The organism is Phytopseudomonas punonensis (assembly GCF_900142655.1).
Taxonomy (GTDB): domain Bacteria; phylum Pseudomonadota; class Gammaproteobacteria; order Pseudomonadales; family Pseudomonadaceae; genus Aquipseudomonas; species Aquipseudomonas punonensis.
This window is the reverse complement of record NZ_FRBQ01000001.1, coordinates 421214-438168: the sequence shown is the minus strand read 5'-3', so window position 1 is coordinate 438168 and position 16955 is coordinate 421214. Positions and strand designations below refer to the sequence as shown.

Sequence of the window (16955 nt, the reverse complement as noted above, 5' to 3'; positions counted from 1 at the left end):
GAATGCTCATGTGCTACAGCACACTCCGCTTCCTCGCCAGTTTTTGCCTTGCAGTGCTCTAGCTCGCAAGGTCATAAGCAGGTTTTGGGGGGATATAAAAATGCCCGCTCTCCTGGGAGGCGGGCATTTTTCATTTCAGGCTGCTGGCAATCAGATGCCGTTGCCACGGGCGCGTTCGCGCTGGTTTATTTCCATCTGCTCGCAGGTCAGGAAGCCTTTGCTCTCCACGCGGTCGGCGGAGTTGAACGCGACGTAGTAGGGCTGCTCCTTGCCATCCTTGTTGAGGATGTAGTTGTTGCAGGTGCCCGGTACTACGGTGCGGTTGATTTCCGAGGAGGGTGGGCCGCCCAGCTCCAGCACGGTGGACTTGGTCATGTCCTTTTCCACCTGCTTGACCAGCGGCTCATTGCGGAAGGTGATGTGGTCGACCGGATTCTCAGGCTTGCCGGCACAGCCGGTCAGAACGGCCAATACGCATGCGGCACCCAGGCTTTGCTTGAACATGGTTAATTTCCCTTGTGATGAACCAGACCATTTTTCTGAGCCTGGGTCAGGGAATTAAGTTCGGCTTAAATCAGGTGAGCCTGTGCCCGGCCGTTGGCATCACTGCCCGATGGGCGCTTGCAGCTGGCTGCTGTCCAAGGCTTCGCCGAGGATCGGCGATGGGCTTCGGCTGGGCAGGGCCATCACCTGGGCGCTGAGCAGGCTCAGCAGTAGGGTAATCGTCAGGGCTTTCATGGTGTACCTCGTCTCGCATTCGGTGTTTCACGGAACCATGCTAGGGGCGAGGCAGTCAGGGATGAAGTCGAATGGCTCGATAGTGGCCATCGACGGTCATGATGCGCATTGCACCTGACTATTCGCTCAGAAGGTAACGCTCCAATGGAAGCTGAAAAGGGTTATCGCGCAGTTCCCCGGTATCCACTGGTGCTGGTGCCCGGCATGTTGGGCTTCGTCAGGCTGTGCGGGATGGACTACTGGTATGGCATCACCACCGCGCTGCGTAATCAGGGTGTGGACGTATACCCGGCGCGTCTGTCGCCGGTGCACGCCACTGAGTTGCGAGGTGAGCAATTGCTGCTGCAGATTGCCGATGCGCGGCGGCGCAGTGGCGCGCAAAAGGTGCACCTGATCGGCCATAGCCAGGGCGCGCTGGTATGCCGCTACGCTGCTGCCCATCGACCCGAATGGGTTGCCTCGGTCACCTCGGTGGCCGGCCCCAACCAGGGCTCCGAGCTGGCCGATTACCTGGAGCGCAAATACGCCTCGAACAGTTTGCGCAGCCTGCTGATGCGCATGGGCACCCATATGCTGGCGCGGTTGTTCACCCTGCTCGATGGTGGGTTACGCGGTGCCTCCCTGCCGATCAACGCCGTCGCTGCCCATCGTTCGCTGACCACCGAGGGCGTGGGCATCTTCAACCATCAGTACCCGCAGGGCCTGCCCTCGACCTGGGGCGAAGACGGGCCGGAGGAGGTCAACGGCGTACGCTATTACTCCTGGTCCGGCACCCTGCAGCCGGGTATCACCGATCAGGGTGGCAATCGTCGTGATCCGTCGAACTGGTTCTGCAGGCGCTTTGCACGCACCTTCGTGCGTGAGGCCGGGCAGTGCGATGGCATGGTCGGACGGGTCAGCTCGCATCTGGGCAAGGTGATCCGCGACGACTATCCGCTCGACCACCTGGACATCGTCAACCAGCACTTCGGCCGGGTTGGCGAGGGCGTCGACCCGGTCGGCCTGTATATCGAGCACCTGCGCCGGCTGCACGACGCCGGCCTGTAAAGCGCCGTAGCCTGGGTCGAGCGAAGCGATACCCGGGTTGGTAAGGCGCTACTCGGCCTGCGCGGCCTTCAGCGCCTCGTACGCGGGCGCCGCATAGATACCGATCTCGACCGCCAGCTCCAGCACCCGCAGCAGGTCGGTGGTGTACACCAGCACGGCCTGCAGCTCGTCATCCAGCGGTTCGCTGAAGTCGACCAGCACGTAGCCCTGGGTTTCCTTCGACAGGCTGCCGAGCTGCACCTGAATGCGATTGAGCGCCTTGAGCGGCTCGACCTTTTTCAGTTGCTTGGCGGTGAGCACGAAGCTCACTTCGGCGCCAAACGACTCGGTGATCTGGCTGAACAGCTCCTCATAGCTGTCGGCCTGGAACAGCACGGTCTCCGGCAGGTTGCCGACCACCATCCACTCGCCCAGGGGAATGGGGAAACTGTCGTCGTAATTGATGTCCGGGTTGGCGGCCAGGAAGGCGGCGGGGTCGGCATAGGCCTGGGCGGCTTCGTCGGCGATGCGGCTGATTTCGGCCTGCGGCAGGCAGCCCGAGCTGATTTTCCTGATGAGTTCTTCGAGCTGGGCGCGCATGGCGGATTCCTGAGCATGGATGGGGGGGCGCAAGGCTGCCCGTTAGCGGCGCTCAGCGCAACTGACTTTCTGCCAGGGTACGGCTACGGGGGATGAGATCGGCATTCCAGTGCCTGGCGCTCCACTGCAGCAACTCTTCGGCGCTGGCCGCTGCCAGCTCGCTCGGCGTGGGCTGGCCAAGGGCGCGCAGGGCGCGGATCAGCAGCGCGGTGGCCTGGTCGCCGGGCAGGGGTGGCGAGCGATAGGACTTGCCCAGCTTGTGGCCGTCGGGCTGGATGATCAGCGGTACGTGCAGGTAGCGTGGCTGCGAGAAGCCGAGCAGCTCCTGCAGGTAGAGCTGACGCGGCGTCGAGTCGAGCAGGTCGGCGCCGCGCACCACGTTGTTGATGCCTTGCCAGGCATCGTCGAGCACCACGGCCAGCTGGTAGGCGTACAAACCATCACGGCGACAGATCACGAAGTCGCCGACTTCCCTGCCCAGGTGCTGGCTGTACTCGCCCTGTACGCGGTCGGTGAAGCGGTAGGTCAGCTGTGGCACGCGCAGGCGGATGGCGGCGTCGTGGCGGCCGTGGCCGGCATTGGCGCAGTAACCCGGATAGATGCCGCCGCTGCCTTCCAGCTGTTTGCGTGAGCAGGTGCAGGCGTATGCCAGGCCCTGGTCGAACAAACGCTGCACCAACGCTTCGTACTCGGCATGGCGCTGGCTTTGGCGTACCAGTTCGCCGTCCCAGTGCAGGCCGTAGCGTTCCAGCGTGTGCAGAATCGCATCCTGCGCGCCGGGTGCTTCCCGGGGCGGGTCGAGGTCTTCCATGCGCAGCAGCCAGCGGCCGCCAACGGAGCGGGCATCGAGGTAGGAGGCGAGGGCAGCGACCAGCGAGCCGAAGTGTAGATAGCCACTTGGCGTGGGGGCGAAGCGACCGATATAGGCGGTGTTTTGCATGGTGGGATGTTCAAACAGGCGAAACGAAACGGGGCGCCTAAGCGCCCCGTTCAGTCGACTCAGGAGCCGACCTGTTTTTCCTTGATTTCCGCCAGGGTTTTGCAGTCGATGCAAAGGGTGGCGGTGGGGCGGGCTTCCAGACGGCGGATGCCGATCTCGACGCCACAGGAATCGCACCAGCCGTAGTCTTCGTCTTCGATCAACTGCAGCGTTTCGTCGATCTTTTTGATCAGCTTGCGCTCGCGGTCACGGGCACGCAGTTCCAGGCTGAACTCTTCTTCCTGGCTGGCACGGTCTGCCGGGTCCGGGAAGTTGGCTGCCTCGTCCTGCATGTGGTGCACCGTACGATCGACTTCCTGCATCAGTTCCAGCTTCCATTTATTCAGGATGCTGGTGAAGTGGGCGCGCATCGCCTCGCTCATGTACTCCTCGCCCTTTGTTTCCTTGTAGGGTTCGAAGCCACGAATCAATTGGCCAGTTGTTGCTTTTGCTTTGGTGGGCATGGATGACCGCCTCTCAATCTCTCTAATCCACTGCGCAGGGAATGTGTCCTTTGCCGTTTACAATAACGGCCCTGCGACTGCAAGCCGGCGAACTTACCAGATCGACTCATGCCGCGCCAGCTCTGGATGTCGCGGTTGTGCGTCTTGGTCCGATAGAGCATCGTTAGCGGCTCTGCGAGGGGGCCTGGAAGGCCTCCGAAGGCTATGCGCTATCTGCCGAACGGACTTTTGCAGTCGCAGTGTAAACACGTATTTCAGTGGTGCGTTGGCACGGTATGACCGGGTGCTCCTGATAGAATTCCACCTTTATAAGTAGCTCAAGGCACCCTTCATGGCCCAGCCCTACAGTGCGCGTAGCCGCGCGATCGAACCGTTCCACGTGATGGCGCTGCTGGCGCGGGCCAACCAGTTGCAGGCCGAGGGGCATGACGTCATCCATCTGGAGATCGGCGAGCCGGATTTCACCACCGCCGCGCCCGTCGTTGCCGCTGGTCAGGCCGCGCTTGCTGCCGGCCATACCCGTTACACCGCCGCCCGCGGTTTGCCGGCCTTGCGCGAGGCGATTGCCGGTTTCTACGCGCAGCGCTATCGGCTGAGCATAGACCCGCAGCGCATCCTCATCACGCCGGGAGGCTCCGGTGCCTTGCTGCTGGCCGCGAGCCTGTTGGTCGACCCCGGCAAACACTGGTTGCTGGCCGATCCGGGCTACCCGTGCAATCGCCACTTTCTGCGCCTGGTGGAAGGTGCGGCGCAGTTGGTGCCGGTCGGCCCCGAGCAGCGTTATCAGCTCACCCCCGAAAGCGTCGCCGAGTACTGGAATGGAGACAGCGTCGGCGCCTTGCTGGCGTCGCCTGCCAACCCGACCGGCACGCTGCTCAGCGCTGCCGAGCTGGCAGCACTGTGCGCAGCGCTGAAAGCGCGGGGCGGCCATATGGTGGTCGATGAGATCTACCACGGCCTGACCTACGGCGTTGACGCCAGCAGCGTGCTTGAGGTGGATAACGACGCTTTCGTACTCAACAGCTTCTCCAAGTATTTCGGCATGACCGGCTGGCGCCTGGGCTGGCTGGTGGCGCCTGAAGAGGCGGTGGCGGACCTGGAGAAGCTGGCGCAGAACCTCTATATCAGCGCGCCGAGCATGGCTCAGCATGCGGCGTTGGCTTGCTTCCAGCCGGAGTCGATGGCCATCTTCGAGGAGCGTCGCGCCGCTTTCGCCGAGCGCCGCGACTTTCTGTTGCCGGCCTTACGCGAACTCGGCTTTGGTATTGCCGTCGAGCCCGAGGGGGCCTTCTATCTGTATGCCGATGTCAGCGCCTTTGGTGGCGACGCCTATGCCTTCTGCCAGCATTTCCTGGAAACCGAGCACGTCGCCTTCACGCCAGGCCTGGACTTCGGTCGTCACCAGGCCGGCCACCATGTGCGTTTCGCCTATACCCAAAGCCTGCCGCGCCTGGAAGAAGCGGTCGAGCGGATTGCCCGTGGCCTGAAGAGCTGGCAGCCCGATGCAGTTTGATCCGCCCCTCGAAGAAGCCCGGCTGCTGCGCCGTTACAAGCGCTTTCTCGCCGATATCGAAACCGCTGGCGGCGAGTTGCTGACCATCCACTGTCCGAACACCGGCTCGATGCTCAACTGCATGAGCGAGGGTTGCCGGGTGTGGTTCAGTCGCTCCAGTGATCCCAAGCGTAAGCTGCCGGGAACCTGGGAAGTCGGCGAGACGCCCCATGGGCGCCTGGCCTGCATCAACACCGCGCGAGCCAACGCCCTGGTCGAAGAAGCACTGCGTGCCGGGTTGATTCCCGAGCTGGCCGGTTTCAGCGCCTTGCGCCGTGAAGTGCCATATGGCGTGGAGCGCAGCCGGGTGGACTTTTGCCTGGAATATCCGAGTGGCGTGGCTTTCGTCGAGGTGAAGAGCGTGACCCTGGGCTTTGCCGACAGCGCCGTGGCCGCCTTTCCCGACGCGCGCACCGAGCGCGGCGCCAAGCACCTGCGCGAGCTGGCAGCCCTGGCGCGCAGTGGCGTGCGCGCCGTGCAGTTGTATTGCGTCAATCTGTCGGGTATCGAGGCCGTGCGGCCTGCCAAGGAAATTGACCCGGCCTACGCGACGGTTCTGACCGACGCGGTGAGTGCGGGCGTCGAGGTGCTGGCCTATGGCGTGGATATCTCGCCGCAGGGGATTGAGGTAGTACGGCGTCTGGATGTGCTGCTGACTTGAGGGCGCTCCCGGGTGTCGCTGCGCTCGACCCGGGCTACGGGAGCGCGTTGCTCTTGTAGCCTGGGTGTTGAGCGAAGCGATACCCAGGTTTCGACCTACAAATCGACCCAGATCCCCTCGCCATCCTCTCGGCAGTCGATTGCGTGCAGCGCTTCGCCTTCGCACGGCCCCGCCACGCACTCGCCGGACTCGATCAGAAACAGCGCGCCGTGCCGGGCGCACTGGATCAGGCTGGCGCTGGGGTCGAGAAACTGATCGGCCTGCCACTCCAGCGGCACACCGCGATGGGGGCAGCGGTTGCGGTACACGAACACCTCACCCTCCTTGCGAACGGCGAACAGTTGCATGTCTTCAACGCAAAAGCCCCGGCTCTGAGCTTCCGGTAGCTCATGGGGGGCACATAGACGAATCATCGGTGTCTCCAGGCCTGAGCGGGGGATTATCCCGCATCGGCCTGGCGATGGAAGGGGCGCATGTGCGTGCGCCAGGGGCTGGTGCTCAGATTTCCCAGGCCACGTTGAAGGCCGCGTGGCGCCCAGGCTGGGAGTAACGGCCAAGGCTCTGGCTGTTTTCGGTGAGGCTGCGCACGTCACCCCATTGCCAGTACTGCTTGTCCGTCAGGTTGAACAGGCCGGCGTTGACCGAGATGCCGGAGCCGATGTTCCAGTAAGCACTGAGATCCAGCGTGCCGTAGCCCGAGGGCTCGAACTGGTTGGCGATCTGCGTTTGGTCGACGCGTTTCTTGGCGGCTGCCAGCGTCCAGGTCAGTTCGCCGCCAAAACGTCCGCTTGGCGCGTCGTAGCCGAGGCCCAGCACGGCTTTGAGCGGGTCGATGCTGTTGATCGGCTGGCCACTCGCTTCGTCCTTGCCGCGCGCATAGGCAATGGCGCTGCGCAGGTGGCTGCCAGCTGGCATGCCAAGGCTGTCCATCAGCAATTCACCATGGGCTTCCGCGCCGCGAATGGTGACCCGATCGAGGTTCTGGTACTGGAAGGTCATGCGCCCGGCACCGGTTGGGTCATTCGCCAGCGTCACCTGCTCGATGAAGTCGTCATAGCGGTTGTAGAACAGCGCCACGCCAAAGGCGCCTGTTGCGTACTGGCCGCGCAGGCCGACTTCGTAACTGTCGCTGGTTTCGGGCTTGAGGCTCGGGTTGGCGATGGTCTGGTAATTGCGCGCGAAGTTGATGAACTCGCCAAAGATATCCACCGGGTTCGGCGCGCGGAAGCCCGCGGCATATTGGCCATATACGCTATGGGCGTCGTCGATCCGGTAGGTGATGCCGAGCTTGGGTGAAATGGCCTCGTCGCGGTAATCGGCCGGGTTGCGGTTGATCGGCTGACTGTTCAGGTAGTGTTGCGTCACCTCCGGCTTCATCTCGTAGTGGTCGTAGCGCAAGCCGGGCAGCAGGGTCCAGCGGCCGATATCGATGCTGTCCTGAACGAAGAAGGCATATTCGGTCGAGGTCGGGTCCGGGAAGTCGCTGAGCGGGAAGGTTTCATCGCCAGGGATGGCCGGAACCGGCAGGCCGCTGCTGGCGAATACTTCGCGGCCTTTGCGCAGGTCACTGCTTTCCAGGCGCTTGAGGTCGAAGCCGTAGATCAGCTGATGGCTCGCCGCGCCGGTATCGAAGGTCTTGTCGAGCTTGGCATTGAACGCCCACAGGTCTTCCTGATAGGTCGAGTCACGGCTGCGCTCGCGCAAGGCGCCAGCGCTGAAACGCTGCTGGTAGGTGCGCTGGCGAATCTGGCTTTGCTGATAGCTCAGTTGCCACTCGGCCTTGTCGGCGAGCGCGCTGCCCAGTGCGAAGCTGTGCTGCAGGCTGAGCCGCTGGCGATCGGTGTTATCGGTGGCGTCCGAGGTGCGCACGGTGGCCGTGCTGCTGTATTCGCTGAGCACCCGGGTATCGGCGTCGTCCTCGTAGCGCTCGTAGGTCAGCTGCAGACGATCCTCGTCGAGGTAGTCCCAGCCGAGCTTGGCGAGCAGGTTGTTGGCCTTGTAATCCTGATGGTTGGCCTCTTCGCGCGCTGCTCCAATCCCGCTTCGGCCGCCAAAGGTGTCGAGCGCCTGGCCATCACGGCGCCCCAGGTGCAGCAGGCCGTCGACCCGGCCCTGGCGGGCGGCAAACGTGGCACTGCGTGACCAGCTATCGTCGGCGCCGTCGTAACCGGTTTTCAGGCGGGCATAGCTGTCGTCGCCGGCTTCCAGGTAGTCGGCGGCATCCTTGGTCATGAAGCTGACCGCGCCACCGATGGCATCGCTGCCGTACAGCGAGCTGGCCGGGCCGCGGATGATCTCCACGCGCTTGAGGGTATCCGGGTCGACATAGTTGCGTCGCGCGTCGAGGAAGGGCCCGAAGGCGAAGGCGTCCGGCACGGGCACGCCATCCACCTGGGTGAGGATGCGATTGCCGCCGATGCCGCGAATGGTGAAGCCCGCCAGGCCGAAGCGACTGCCCGTTCCACTGACCGACACCCCTGGCTCGTAACGCACCAGATCGCGGATGTTCTTCACGTTCTGGCGGTCGATATCCTGCTCGGTCAGCACGGTCACGGTACTGGGGACCGAATCGACAGGCTGTTCCGTGCGGGTTGCACTGATCGTGGTTTTTTCCAACTGCAGCATTTCTGCGCTGGCGAGCGCGGGGCCAAGCAGCAGGATGGTCATGCAGGCGCGAAGCGGGTAGGGCGGGCGACTCGACATGCGATTCTCCTTGATCATGCCGGAATACGATGCGACGTGGTGGCCGATTAAATATTAATGATTCTTATTTGTAAAAGAGATTATTTGTCGATTAGGATCCGTCACCTGATAGCGGTTTCGCTCGCCGTGTAAGGCGTTTACCCTTTTCAATTCATGGCGCCCTACCTGTCGATGGGCCCACAAGGAGTTGCTGTGATGAGTGATCTACCCGTCGCCGGCGAAGGCCTGTATGCCGCCTGGCAGAACCTGCGCGCCGAGCAGCCGCATCTGCGGGCTCGGGATGCCGCGGCGCAGCTGGGTGTCAGCGAGGGCGAGCTGACGGCCAGTCGCCTGGCTGTGGATGCGGTGCGCCTGCGCGCTGACTGGGCAGCTTTACTGCCGGCGCTCGGCGAGCTCGGTCAAGTGATGGCCCTGACCCGTAACGAGTCCTGCGTGCACGAGCGCAAGGGCGTCTACCGCGAGGTGACGATTGCCGGTAATGGCCAGATGGGCCTGGTGGTGTCGCCGGATATCGATCTGCGGCTGTTCCTCAGCGGCTGGGCCAGCGCCTTTGCGGTGGTCGAACAGACGCCCCGTGGCGTGCTGCGCAGCGTCCAGGTGTTCGATCATCAAGGCGCCGCCGTGCACAAGGTCTACCTGACCGACCACAGCGAGCTGGCCGCCTGGGAACCGCTGGTCGCAGGTTTTCGCGATGAGCAGCAAAGCGCCGAGCTGGCGCTCAAGCCCATGCCGGAGCCCGCAGCCGTGCAGCCGGACGAAGCCATCGACGGCGAGTCGCTGCGCGCCGGCTGGGCCGCGCTGAAGGACACCCATCATTTCTTCGCCCTGCTGAAAAACCACGGCGCGAACCGCACTCAGGCGCTGCGCCTGGCCGGTCGCGGCTGGGCCGAGCCGCTGGCGCCCGATGCCTTGCCCGGCCTGTTCGAGCGTGCGGCAGCGGCCGAGGTGCCGATCATGGTGTTTGTCGGCAACCGCCACTGCATCCAGATCCATACCGGGCCGGTCAGCAACCTGAAATGGATGGACACCTGGTTCAACGTGCTGGACCCGCAGTTCAACCTGCACCTCAAGGCCAATGACGTTCACACGCTGTGGCGCGTGCGCAAGCCGAGCGCCGATGGGGTGATCACCAGCTGGGAAGCCTTCGATGCCAATGGCGAGCTGATCCTGCAGCTGTTCGGTGCACGCAAACCGGGCGTGCCGGAGCGTGACGACTGGCGGCGCCTGGCCGAGCAAACCCCAGCCCTGTCAGCCTGACGCTAAATTGCCAGCCCTGGCCGTCTGCGCATTCGGACGGCTCGATACGAACCTTGCTTCCGGAGTTGCTCCATGGCCCGCCCCCTCGCCGTATTCGTCCTGTTCGCCAGCCTGTTGTCGCCGCTGGCGAGTGCCGAGAACCTGCCAGAGCGCTGGGTCAGTGCCGGTGGCTCGTTGAGCGAATGGGTGGTCGAACTCGGCGGTGAGGGCAAGCTAGTCGGCGTCGACACCACCAGCCAGCACCCGGCCTCGCTGCAGAAGTTGCCGAGCGTGGGTTACCAGCGCCAGTTGGCTGCCGAGGGTATCCTCGCCTTGCGCCCGCAGGTGCTGCTGGGCACCGAGGAAATGGGCCCGCCACCGGTGCTGGCACAACTGGCGGCAGCGGGGGTGAAGGTCGAAACCTTGCCTGCCGATGCCGACCTGCAGGTGCTGCATGGCAATCTCAAGCGCATCGGTGCACTGCTGGGTGATGAGGCACGTGCCGAGAGCGTGTTCGCGGCCTATCAGACCCGCCTGAACGAACAGGCTGCCTGGGTGGCAAAGGCCCAGGCTGAAACGCGGGCGCCGACCGTTCTGCTGTTGCTCGGCCATGCCGGCAGCAGCCCCATGGCGGGCGGCAAGGACACTGCCGCTGCCTGGGTGATCAAGCGCGCGGGTGGCAGGAACCTGACCACCCATGACGGCTACAAGACGCTGTCCACCGAGGCGCTGTTGGCGCTGGATCCCGAGGTGGTGATTTTCGCCGACCGCCGCCTCGGCGGTGATGAAGCCAGGCAGGCGCTGCTGAAGCAGAACCCGGCGCTGGCCTCGACCAAGGCCGGCAGGGCAGGGCGCCTGGTGGCCATCGATCCGACCCTGTTGGTCGGCGGTCTTGGCCCACGTATTCCCGCAGGTCTCGCCGAGCTGTCCGCCGCCTTCTACCCAGGTCGTGCGCCGCTCAAACCCGCCACACCATGAAGGCAGCCATCAGTCCGCGCTCACTGTTTATCGCACTGGGGCTGCTGCTGGCGCTCGCCTTGTGGCTGTCACTGGCGCTTGGCCCCGTCAGCCTGCCGCTGGGGGACACCCTGCGCGCTGCCTTGCGCCTGGCCGGTGTGCCGTTGGCGGCCGATGGCCTGCAGCAAGCGGAGCTGATCCTTGGGCAGATCCGTATGCCGCGTACCCTGCTGGGCCTTGCGGTCGGAGCGGTGCTGGCCTTGTGCGGCGTGGCGATGCAGGGGCTGTTTCGCAACCCGCTGGCCGACCCCGGGCTGATCGGTGTCTCCAGCGGCGCGGCCCTTGGCGCGGCAGTCGCCATCGTCGGTGGTGCGGCCTTGGGCGGGATGCCGGAGGTGTTTGCGCCTTATCTGCTATCGCTGTGCGCCTTTCTCGGCGGCCTGGTGGTCACGGCGCTGGTCTATCGCCTTGGCCGCCGCAACGGGCAGACCAGCGTCACCACCATGCTGCTTGCCGGCATCGCCCTCAATGCCCTGGCGTTCGCCTGCATCGGCCTGTTCACCTACCTGGCCGACGATGCCACCCTGCGCACCCTGACCTTCTGGAACCTCGGTAGCCTCAACGGCGCCAGCTATGCACGGCTGTGGCCGTTGCTGCTGGTGACCATCGCCGTGGCGCTGTGGCTGCCGCGCCGCGCCCAGGCGCTGAATGCCCTGCTGCTCGGCGAGTCCGAGGCGCGCCACCTGGGCGTGGCGGTGGAGCGGCTCAAGCGCGAGCTGGTGTTCTGCACCGCGTTGGGTGTCGGGGCGGCGGTGGCTGCGGCCGGAATGATCGGTTTTATCGGTCTGGTGGTGCCGCATCTGGTGCGCCTGCTGGTCGGGCCCGATCACCGTGTACTGCTGCCCGCTTCGGCGCTGGCGGGTGCCAGCCTGTTATTGCTGGCCGATTTGTTCGCGCGATTAATCCTCTCGCCGGCCGAACTGCCCATCGGCATCGTCACCGCCCTGATCGGCGCGCCGTTCTTTCTTTATCTGCTGCTGCGGGGGCGTACCTGATGCTAGCTGCGCGCAAGCTGTCGATCCTGCGTGGCGACAAACAGGTGCTGATCGATATCGATCTCGGGCTGCAGCCCGGCCAGGTGCTCGGTGTGCTTGGGCCCAATGGCGCCGGTAAGAGCACCTTGCTCGGTGCGCTGTGCGGCGAACTGAGCCCGGCTGCCGGCGAGGTCACCCTGGACGGTCGCCCGCTGCCGGACTGGCGGGGCAAGGAGCGCGCACGCCGCCTGGCGGTGCTGCCGCAGAGTTCGTCGCTGAGCTTCGGTTTTGCCGTCGGCGATGTGGTGATGATGGGCCGTATGCCCCACGACACTGGCCGCGAGCGTGACGCGCAGATCGTCCGCGAGGCGCTGCAGGCCGCCGATGCCGAGCACCTGGCTGAGCGCAGCTACCTGGAGCTGTCCGGTGGCGAGCGTCAGCGCGTGCACCTGGCGCGGGTGCTGGCGCAGTTGTGGCCGGGCGGCGCCGAACAGACGCTGCTGCTCGACGAGCCCACTTCCATGCTCGACCCGCTGCACCAGCACACTACCCTGCAGGCCGTGCGCCGCTTCGCCGAACAGGGCGCCGCGGTGATGGTCATTCTCCATGACCTGAATCTGGCGGCGCGCTACTGCGACCGCCTGCTGTTGCTCGACGAGGGCCGCACGCATGCTGTCGGCTTGCCAGCGGAAGTGTTGCGTGCCGAACCGCTACAAGCGGTGTTCGGCCTCGAGGTGCTAGTGCAGCAGCACCCCGAGCGAGGGCATCCGTTGATCGTTGCTCGCTAAGAACCTGTTCACGATCTGCTGCGCGTCGGCCCTACTGCGTTAAAAACAGGCTCGGAGAGCCGCTTGCGGCTAACGCGCTTCAGCGCGGCCCGAAGGGCGAGCGGAGCGAGTAATGCTCATTTACAGCTCGTAAACTCCGCTTCCTCGCCTGTTTTTGTGGGGCCGCCTAGGCCTTGTATGGCTCTAGCTCGCGAGATCGTGAACAGGTTCTAAAGGAAAACCGATGCGTACGTTGTTGTTATCCGTGCTGCTGTTGCTCGCCGCCTGTCAGAGCCAGCCAGCCCTTGCGCCTTTGCCCGAGTGGCAAAGCCCACGGGGCCGTGAGCACGCCGACCTGGGCCGGATCATCGATCTGCGCAGCGGCGCGCACCTGACGCCCGAGCAGCTTGTCGCACGGCTGGCAGCGGCGCCGCGGGTGCTGGTTGGCGAGCAACATGACAACCCCGATCATCACGCCCTGCAGCTCTGGCTGCTGCGTGCTCTGGAGGCGCGGCGGCCTCAAGGTAGCCTGTTGCTGGAAATGCTCGCAGCCAGCAGCTCCAGGTCGACGACGTGAAGCAGCAGTTGCGCGAAGGCCTGCAGATCGCCGATCTGCCCAAGGCGCTGGAATGGAGCAACGGTTGGCCATGGGCGCTCTATGGCCCGCTTATGCGCCACGCTCTGGCCCAGGATTATTCCCTGCGCGCGGCGAACCTCGACCGCGCCGAGATTATGGCCATCTACCGTCAGCAGCCGGTTCTGCAGGGGGAGGCCTCGACTGCCGAGGAAGTGCAAAAAACGCTGCTGGAGCAGATTCGTGAGTCGCACTGCGACAAGCTGCCGATTAGCCAGTTGCCGGCAATGCTGGCTGTGCAGCAGCAACGTGATAGGCGCATGGCCGAGAGAATGTTAAAGGCGCCGGTACCGGCGATGTTGTTCGCTGGCGCCTTTCACGTGCGCCGCGATCTAGGCGTGCCGCTGCACCTGGTTGACCTGGGCGAGCCGGCTGGCGCCCAGGTGCTGATCCTCTCCGAGGTTGGTAAAGCGGTGACGGCCGAGCAGGCGGACTATGTGTGGTACACCGCCGCACTGCCGCCCGAGGATCATTGCGCGCAGTTTCGGTAGGCGACGCTCCCGGCGGTCGATACCGATTGGTGGGTTACGCGACGCGTCTTGATTAGATGGGATTTTTGAAATCGTGCCACGCGGCGCTCCACCCACCCTACGTCTGCGGGTTTGCCTCGATTTCGTAGGGTGGGTGAAGCGCCTGTTAGAGATGTTCAGGATTGTGCGGAAGGCGATACGCCGTAACCCACCATGAGCGTCATGGCTGCTATCGGCTGGTGGGTTACGCGACGCACCAAGATGGCGGAGGCTGATACAGCTATGTCTGGCGTCGCTAACCCACCCTACGGGAGCTTCAGAACCCTTCCAGCACAATCTTGCCCTTGGCCTTGCCGCTTTCCAGCAGGGCATGGGCGCGGCGCAGGTTGTCGGCATTGATGGTGCCGAAGTGTTCGCCCAGGGTGGTTTTCAGGGTGCCGGCGTCGACCAGGTCGGCCACGCGGTTGAGCAGGCGGTGCTGTTCGATCATGTCGGCGGTTTCGAACAGCGAGCGGGTGAACATCAGTTCCCAGTGCAGGGAGATGCTCTTGCGCTTGAGCTTCATCACGTCCAGCAGCTGCAGCGGGTCATCGATCAGGGCCAGGCGGCCTTGCGGCGCGAGGGCTTCGACGATGGCGTCGTAGTGCTGGTCGGTCTGGGTCAGGCTGGCTACGTGGGTGACCTGGGGGATGCCGATACGCACCAGTTCTTCGTTCAGCGGTTTGCGGTGATCGATCACGTGGTGGGCGCCCAGCTCGCGTACCCAGGCCTCGGTTTCCGGGCGCGAAGCGGTGCCGATCACGGTCAGCCCGGTGAGCTGGCGGGCCAGTTGCACCAGTATCGAACCCACGCCACCAGCCGCGCCGATGACCAGCAGGCTCTGGCCCTGGTCGGCGCTGCCGTCAGCCACTTGCAGACGGTCGAACAACAGTTCCCAGGCGGTGATGGCGGTCAGCGGCAGGGCGGCGGCTTCGGCGAACGGCAGGCTGGCCGGTTTGCGCCCGACGATGCGCTCGTCGACCACATGCAGCTCGCTGTTGGCCCCGGCGCGGTTGATGGCACCGGCGTAGGCCACTTCGTCACCGACCTTGAACAGCGTCACCTCGCTGCCAACAGCCTTGACCACGCCGGTGGCATCCCAGCCAAGCACCTTGGGCTGGCCGGCCTCGGGCGCCACGTTGCGACGGATCTTGGTGTCCACCGGGTTGACCGAGATGGCTTTCACCTCGACGAGCAGGTCGCGCGGGCCGGGTGTTGGCGCATCCAGTTGGACGTCCTGCAGAGCCTGGGGATTATCGATGGGTAATGACTGGTGATAGGCGACGGCTTTCATGGTTTTCCTCGCAATCAGGCGATACGGTTCAGGGGTTGCAGGGCGACATCCTGCAACGCTTCGCCGCAGGTGGTCTTGAAGTGGCGGTAATGGTCGGTGTTCTGGTGAAAGGCCAGGGCGGCGCTGTCCTGCCACTGCTCGATCATCACGAACACATGGGCATCGTCCTGGTGGCGGTGCAGGTCGTACTGCAGGCAGCCGGCTTCGGCACGGCTGGCGCTGACCAGCTGGCGCAGACCCGCTTCGACGATATCGGCCTGGCCGCTTCGGGCGGTGATGGTGGCAACCAGTGTCAGGGTCATGGTGGGGCTCCATTCTTGAGAGAGGGCCATGCTCGTTTATTTGCGTGGCAAGAAAAACAGCATGCAAGTAGAGTCTCTTTCAATATTTTTTTGAAAGTGAGCGACTGTGCTGCGTCTGGATGATCTGCAGGTGTTCGTGCGTACTGCCGAAGTCGGCAGTCTGTCCGCGGCCGCACGGTTGCTCGATATCTCGCCTGCGGTAGCCAGTGCGGCGCTGAAACGCCTGGAGCACGCGTTGCAGGTACGCCTGTTCGCCCGTTCCACCCGCAGCCTGCGCCTGACGACCGAAGGTGAGGTCTACCTGGTGCATGCCCGCCAGGTGCTGCAGAGCCTCGAGGCCGGGCGCCAGCAACTGGCCGGCAGCAAGTCCGCGATCAGCGGGCCGCTGCAGCTCTCGGTGCCGTCGGATTTTGGCCGTAATACCTTGCTGCCGTGGCTCGACACTTTTATGCAAACGCACCCGCAGGTGCAGTTGCGCCTGCTGCTCGGCGACCGGGTTACCGATCTGTTTCGCGAGCGGGTGGATATCGCCCTGCGCTATGGCGAGCCGGAGGATTCGAGCCTGGTGGCGCTGCCGGTGGCGCCGGGCAATCGCCGGGTGCTGTGCGCCGCGCCGGCCTATCTGCAGCGCCATGGCGAGCCACGGCAGATCAGTGACCTGCGCGAGCACAACTGCCTGATCTACATGCTCGGTGGCCGCGCCTACGAGCGCTGGCGCTTTCATGAGGCTGATGGTGAGCACAGCCTGCAGGTTGCCGGTGACCGGCTCAGTGACGATGCCGACGTGGTGCGCCGCTGGGCAGTGGCAGGGGCGGGTGTGGTGTACAAATCCTGGCTGGACGTGGCCGGCGATGTGCACGCCGGGCGCCTGCAGGTGCTGCTGCCAGAGGTGCGCGGCGAGCCGACGCCGCTCAACCTGATCTGCGCCCATCGCGAGCAATTGAGCAAGCCGGTGCACCTGCTGCGCGAGTTCGTTCAGGCGCGCTGTGCCGAGTTGCTGGCGCAGGCGCCGTGGCGCCGTTAAGCTGCTGCGGCAATCCACCACAGCCCGTTTACCGCCACTGCCCCTAAAATCGCCAGCCATGAACCTGTCCCGCTCTGACCGCTCGTTGCTCGCCTGGGTGCTGTATTTCAGCATCCTGTTCAGCGCGCTCGCCTGTGCGGTCAGCCATGGGCAGATGACCGGCCTGCAGCTCAGTGGGATGGACGGCGGTTATTGCGGTATGGATGCCAGCGCAAGCGGCGGAGCCGCGATGGACATGGGCAGCACGGGCTCAACTATGCCGATGCCATTCATGGGCTCCGGCTGCCCGCTGTGCTCCACCTTCGTTGCCCTTGCTCTGGCGGCCTTCTTCGGCCTGCTGGGGCTGTTGCCACGGCTACACCCGGCAATCGCGCGGCCTAATGCCGAACCTGGCGGCTCCGTTCGCTACCTGTGGCCATCGGCCAACCCCCGCGCCTCACCCGTTATCGCCTGATTCGCTTCCTTGTCGTTGCCT

At 64.5% G+C, this 16955-nt stretch carries 18 protein-coding genes and 1 pseudogene; 10 read left to right on the top strand and 9 right to left on the bottom strand.

Annotation, left to right across the window (positions count from 1 at the left end; all coding sequences use genetic code 11):
* Window positions 1–150: 150 nt before the first annotated feature.
* Together osmE and BUC40_RS23205 are read right to left on the bottom strand one after the other, a co-directional pair.
* Entirely contained in the window at window positions 151–504 is a 354-nt protein-coding gene (gene osmE, locus BUC40_RS02020; protein WP_073262110.1) for an osmotically-inducible lipoprotein OsmE, read from the bottom strand.
* A 99-nt stretch (window positions 505–603) separates the two neighbouring features.
* Window positions 604–738: a hypothetical protein gene (locus BUC40_RS23205; RefSeq protein ID WP_279627097.1), complete on the bottom strand. Its 135-nt coding sequence runs from the start codon at window positions 736–738 to the stop codon at window positions 604–606.
* A 144-nt stretch (window positions 739–882) separates the two neighbouring features.
* On the opposite strand from BUC40_RS23205, the gene BUC40_RS02015 reads away from it, so the two are divergent.
* On the top strand, window positions 883–1785 hold the full coding sequence (locus tag BUC40_RS02015) for an esterase/lipase family protein (protein ID WP_073262108.1): 903 nt from the start codon (window positions 883–885) through the stop codon (window positions 1783–1785).
* A 48-nt stretch (window positions 1786–1833) separates the two neighbouring features.
* Here BUC40_RS02015 and BUC40_RS02010 read toward each other — a convergent pair whose 3' ends face one another.
* Genes BUC40_RS02010 through dksA form a run of 3 tightly spaced genes read right to left on the bottom strand, consistent with a single transcriptional unit; the run spans window position 1834 to window position 3807 of the window.
* The gene (locus BUC40_RS02010) at window positions 1834–2364 is read right to left on the bottom strand and encodes a hypothetical protein (protein ID WP_073262106.1); all 531 of its coding nucleotides are present in this window, start codon (window positions 2362–2364) and stop codon (window positions 1834–1836) included.
* 52 nt (window positions 2365–2416) lie between these two features.
* Window positions 2417–3304, bottom strand: coding sequence for a tRNA glutamyl-Q(34) synthetase GluQRS (gene gluQRS / locus BUC40_RS02005; protein WP_073262104.1), 888 nt, complete (start codon window positions 3302–3304; stop codon window positions 2417–2419).
* Between the two features lie 59 nt (window positions 3305–3363).
* Window positions 3364–3807, bottom strand: a complete 444-nt coding sequence (gene dksA, locus BUC40_RS02000) for an RNA polymerase-binding protein DksA (protein ID WP_073262103.1) — start codon at window positions 3805–3807, stop codon at window positions 3364–3366.
* A gap of 331 nt (window positions 3808–4138) precedes the next feature.
* On the opposite strand from dksA, the gene BUC40_RS01995 reads away from it, so the two are divergent.
* Entirely contained in the window at window positions 4139–5320 is a 1182-nt protein-coding gene (locus tag BUC40_RS01995; RefSeq protein ID WP_073262101.1) for a pyridoxal phosphate-dependent aminotransferase, read from the top strand.
* Window positions 5310–6020 carry a DNA/RNA nuclease SfsA gene (gene sfsA, locus BUC40_RS01990; protein WP_073262099.1) on the top strand — a complete coding sequence of 237 codons (711 nt, stop codon included), beginning with the start codon at window positions 5310–5312 and terminating at the stop codon, window positions 6018–6020. The genes BUC40_RS01995 and sfsA overlap by 11 nt, the downstream gene beginning before the upstream one ends.
* 95 nt (window positions 6021–6115) lie before the next feature.
* On the opposite strand, the gene BUC40_RS01985 is transcribed toward sfsA, so the two are convergent.
* Together BUC40_RS01985 and BUC40_RS01980 are read right to left on the bottom strand one after the other, a co-directional pair.
* Window positions 6116–6433, bottom strand: coding sequence for a Rieske (2Fe-2S) protein (locus tag BUC40_RS01985; protein WP_073262097.1), 318 nt, complete (start codon window positions 6431–6433; stop codon window positions 6116–6118).
* 85 nt (window positions 6434–6518) lie between these two features.
* Entirely contained in the window at window positions 6519–8723 is a 2205-nt protein-coding gene (locus BUC40_RS01980; protein WP_073262095.1) for a TonB-dependent hemoglobin/transferrin/lactoferrin family receptor, read from the bottom strand.
* Window positions 8724–8918: 195 nt separating this feature from the next.
* Here BUC40_RS01980 and BUC40_RS01975 point away from each other — a divergent pair, with 195 nt between their 5' ends.
* From BUC40_RS01975 to BUC40_RS01955, 5 genes and pseudogenes are all read left to right on the top strand, one after another.
* On the top strand, window positions 8919–9980 hold the full coding sequence (locus BUC40_RS01975) for a hemin-degrading factor (protein WP_073262093.1): 1062 nt from the start codon (window positions 8919–8921) through the stop codon (window positions 9978–9980).
* A 72-nt stretch (window positions 9981–10052) separates the two neighbouring features.
* Complete coding sequence (locus BUC40_RS01970; protein ID WP_073262091.1) at window positions 10053–10937, top strand: heme/hemin ABC transporter substrate-binding protein; 885 nt, start codon at window positions 10053–10055, stop codon at window positions 10935–10937.
* Window positions 10934–11971: a FecCD family ABC transporter permease gene (locus BUC40_RS01965; RefSeq protein ID WP_073262089.1), complete on the top strand. Its 1038-nt coding sequence runs from the start codon at window positions 10934–10936 to the stop codon at window positions 11969–11971. Before BUC40_RS01970 ends, BUC40_RS01965 begins: the two co-directional genes overlap by 4 nt.
* Entirely contained in the window at window positions 11971–12738 is a 768-nt protein-coding gene (locus BUC40_RS01960; protein WP_073262087.1) for a heme ABC transporter ATP-binding protein, read from the top strand. The genes BUC40_RS01965 and BUC40_RS01960 overlap by 1 nt, the downstream gene beginning before the upstream one ends.
* A 223-nt stretch (window positions 12739–12961) precedes the next feature.
* A pseudogene (locus BUC40_RS01955) lies at window positions 12962–13842 on the top strand (ChaN family lipoprotein).
* 295 nt (window positions 13843–14137) lie between these two features.
* Here BUC40_RS01955 and BUC40_RS01950 read toward each other — a convergent pair.
* The gene (locus tag BUC40_RS01950; protein WP_073262085.1) at window positions 14138–15154 is read right to left on the bottom strand and encodes a zinc-binding alcohol dehydrogenase family protein; all 1017 of its coding nucleotides are present in this window, start codon (window positions 15152–15154) and stop codon (window positions 14138–14140) included.
* A gap of 14 nt (window positions 15155–15168) precedes the next feature.
* On the bottom strand, window positions 15169–15456 hold the full coding sequence (locus BUC40_RS01945) for a putative quinol monooxygenase (RefSeq protein ID WP_073262083.1): 288 nt from the start codon (window positions 15454–15456) through the stop codon (window positions 15169–15171).
* Between the two features lie 106 nt (window positions 15457–15562).
* On the opposite strand from BUC40_RS01945, the gene BUC40_RS01940 reads away from it, so the two are divergent.
* Window positions 15563–16480, top strand: a complete 918-nt coding sequence (locus BUC40_RS01940) for a LysR family transcriptional regulator (RefSeq protein WP_073262082.1) — start codon at window positions 15563–15565, stop codon at window positions 16478–16480.
* Window positions 16481–16538: 58 nt separating this feature from the next.
* The gene (locus BUC40_RS01935) at window positions 16539–16934 is read left to right on the top strand and encodes a DUF2946 domain-containing protein (RefSeq protein WP_073262080.1); all 396 of its coding nucleotides are present in this window, start codon (window positions 16539–16541) and stop codon (window positions 16932–16934) included.
* Window positions 16935–16955: the final 21 nt, after the last annotated feature.

Coding starts and splice junctions, on each gene's coding strand:
- osmE (WP_073262110.1), bottom strand. CDS start 504: ATGTTCAAGCAAAGCCTGGGTGCCGCATGCGTATTGGCCGTTCTGACC.
- BUC40_RS23205 (WP_279627097.1), bottom strand. CDS start 738: ATGAAAGCCCTGACGATTACCCTACTGCTGAGCCTGCTCAGCGCCCAG.
- BUC40_RS02015 (WP_073262108.1), top strand. CDS start 883: ATGGAAGCTGAAAAGGGTTATCGCGCAGTTCCCCGGTATCCACTGGTG.
- BUC40_RS02010 (WP_073262106.1), bottom strand. CDS start 2,364: ATGCGCGCCCAGCTCGAAGAACTCATCAGGAAAATCAGCTCGGGCTGC.
- gluQRS (WP_073262104.1), bottom strand. CDS start 3,304: ATGCAAAACACCGCCTATATCGGTCGCTTCGCCCCCACGCCAAGTGGC.
- dksA (WP_073262103.1), bottom strand. CDS start 3,807: ATGCCCACCAAAGCAAAAGCAACAACTGGCCAATTGATTCGTGGCTTC.
- BUC40_RS01995 (WP_073262101.1), top strand. CDS start 4,139: ATGGCCCAGCCCTACAGTGCGCGTAGCCGCGCGATCGAACCGTTCCAC.
- sfsA (WP_073262099.1), top strand. CDS start 5,310: ATGCAGTTTGATCCGCCCCTCGAAGAAGCCCGGCTGCTGCGCCGTTAC.
- BUC40_RS01985 (WP_073262097.1), bottom strand. CDS start 6,433: ATGATTCGTCTATGTGCCCCCCATGAGCTACCGGAAGCTCAGAGCCGG.
- BUC40_RS01980 (WP_073262095.1), bottom strand. CDS start 8,723: ATGTCGAGTCGCCCGCCCTACCCGCTTCGCGCCTGCATGACCATCCTG.
- BUC40_RS01975 (WP_073262093.1), top strand. CDS start 8,919: ATGAGTGATCTACCCGTCGCCGGCGAAGGCCTGTATGCCGCCTGGCAG.
- BUC40_RS01970 (WP_073262091.1), top strand. CDS start 10,053: ATGGCCCGCCCCCTCGCCGTATTCGTCCTGTTCGCCAGCCTGTTGTCG.
- BUC40_RS01965 (WP_073262089.1), top strand. CDS start 10,934: ATGAAGGCAGCCATCAGTCCGCGCTCACTGTTTATCGCACTGGGGCTG.
- BUC40_RS01960 (WP_073262087.1), top strand. CDS start 11,971: ATGCTAGCTGCGCGCAAGCTGTCGATCCTGCGTGGCGACAAACAGGTG.
- BUC40_RS01950 (WP_073262085.1), bottom strand. CDS start 15,154: ATGAAAGCCGTCGCCTATCACCAGTCATTACCCATCGATAATCCCCAG.
- BUC40_RS01945 (WP_073262083.1), bottom strand. CDS start 15,456: ATGACCCTGACACTGGTTGCCACCATCACCGCCCGAAGCGGCCAGGCC.
- BUC40_RS01935 (WP_073262080.1), top strand. CDS start 16,539: ATGAACCTGTCCCGCTCTGACCGCTCGTTGCTCGCCTGGGTGCTGTAT.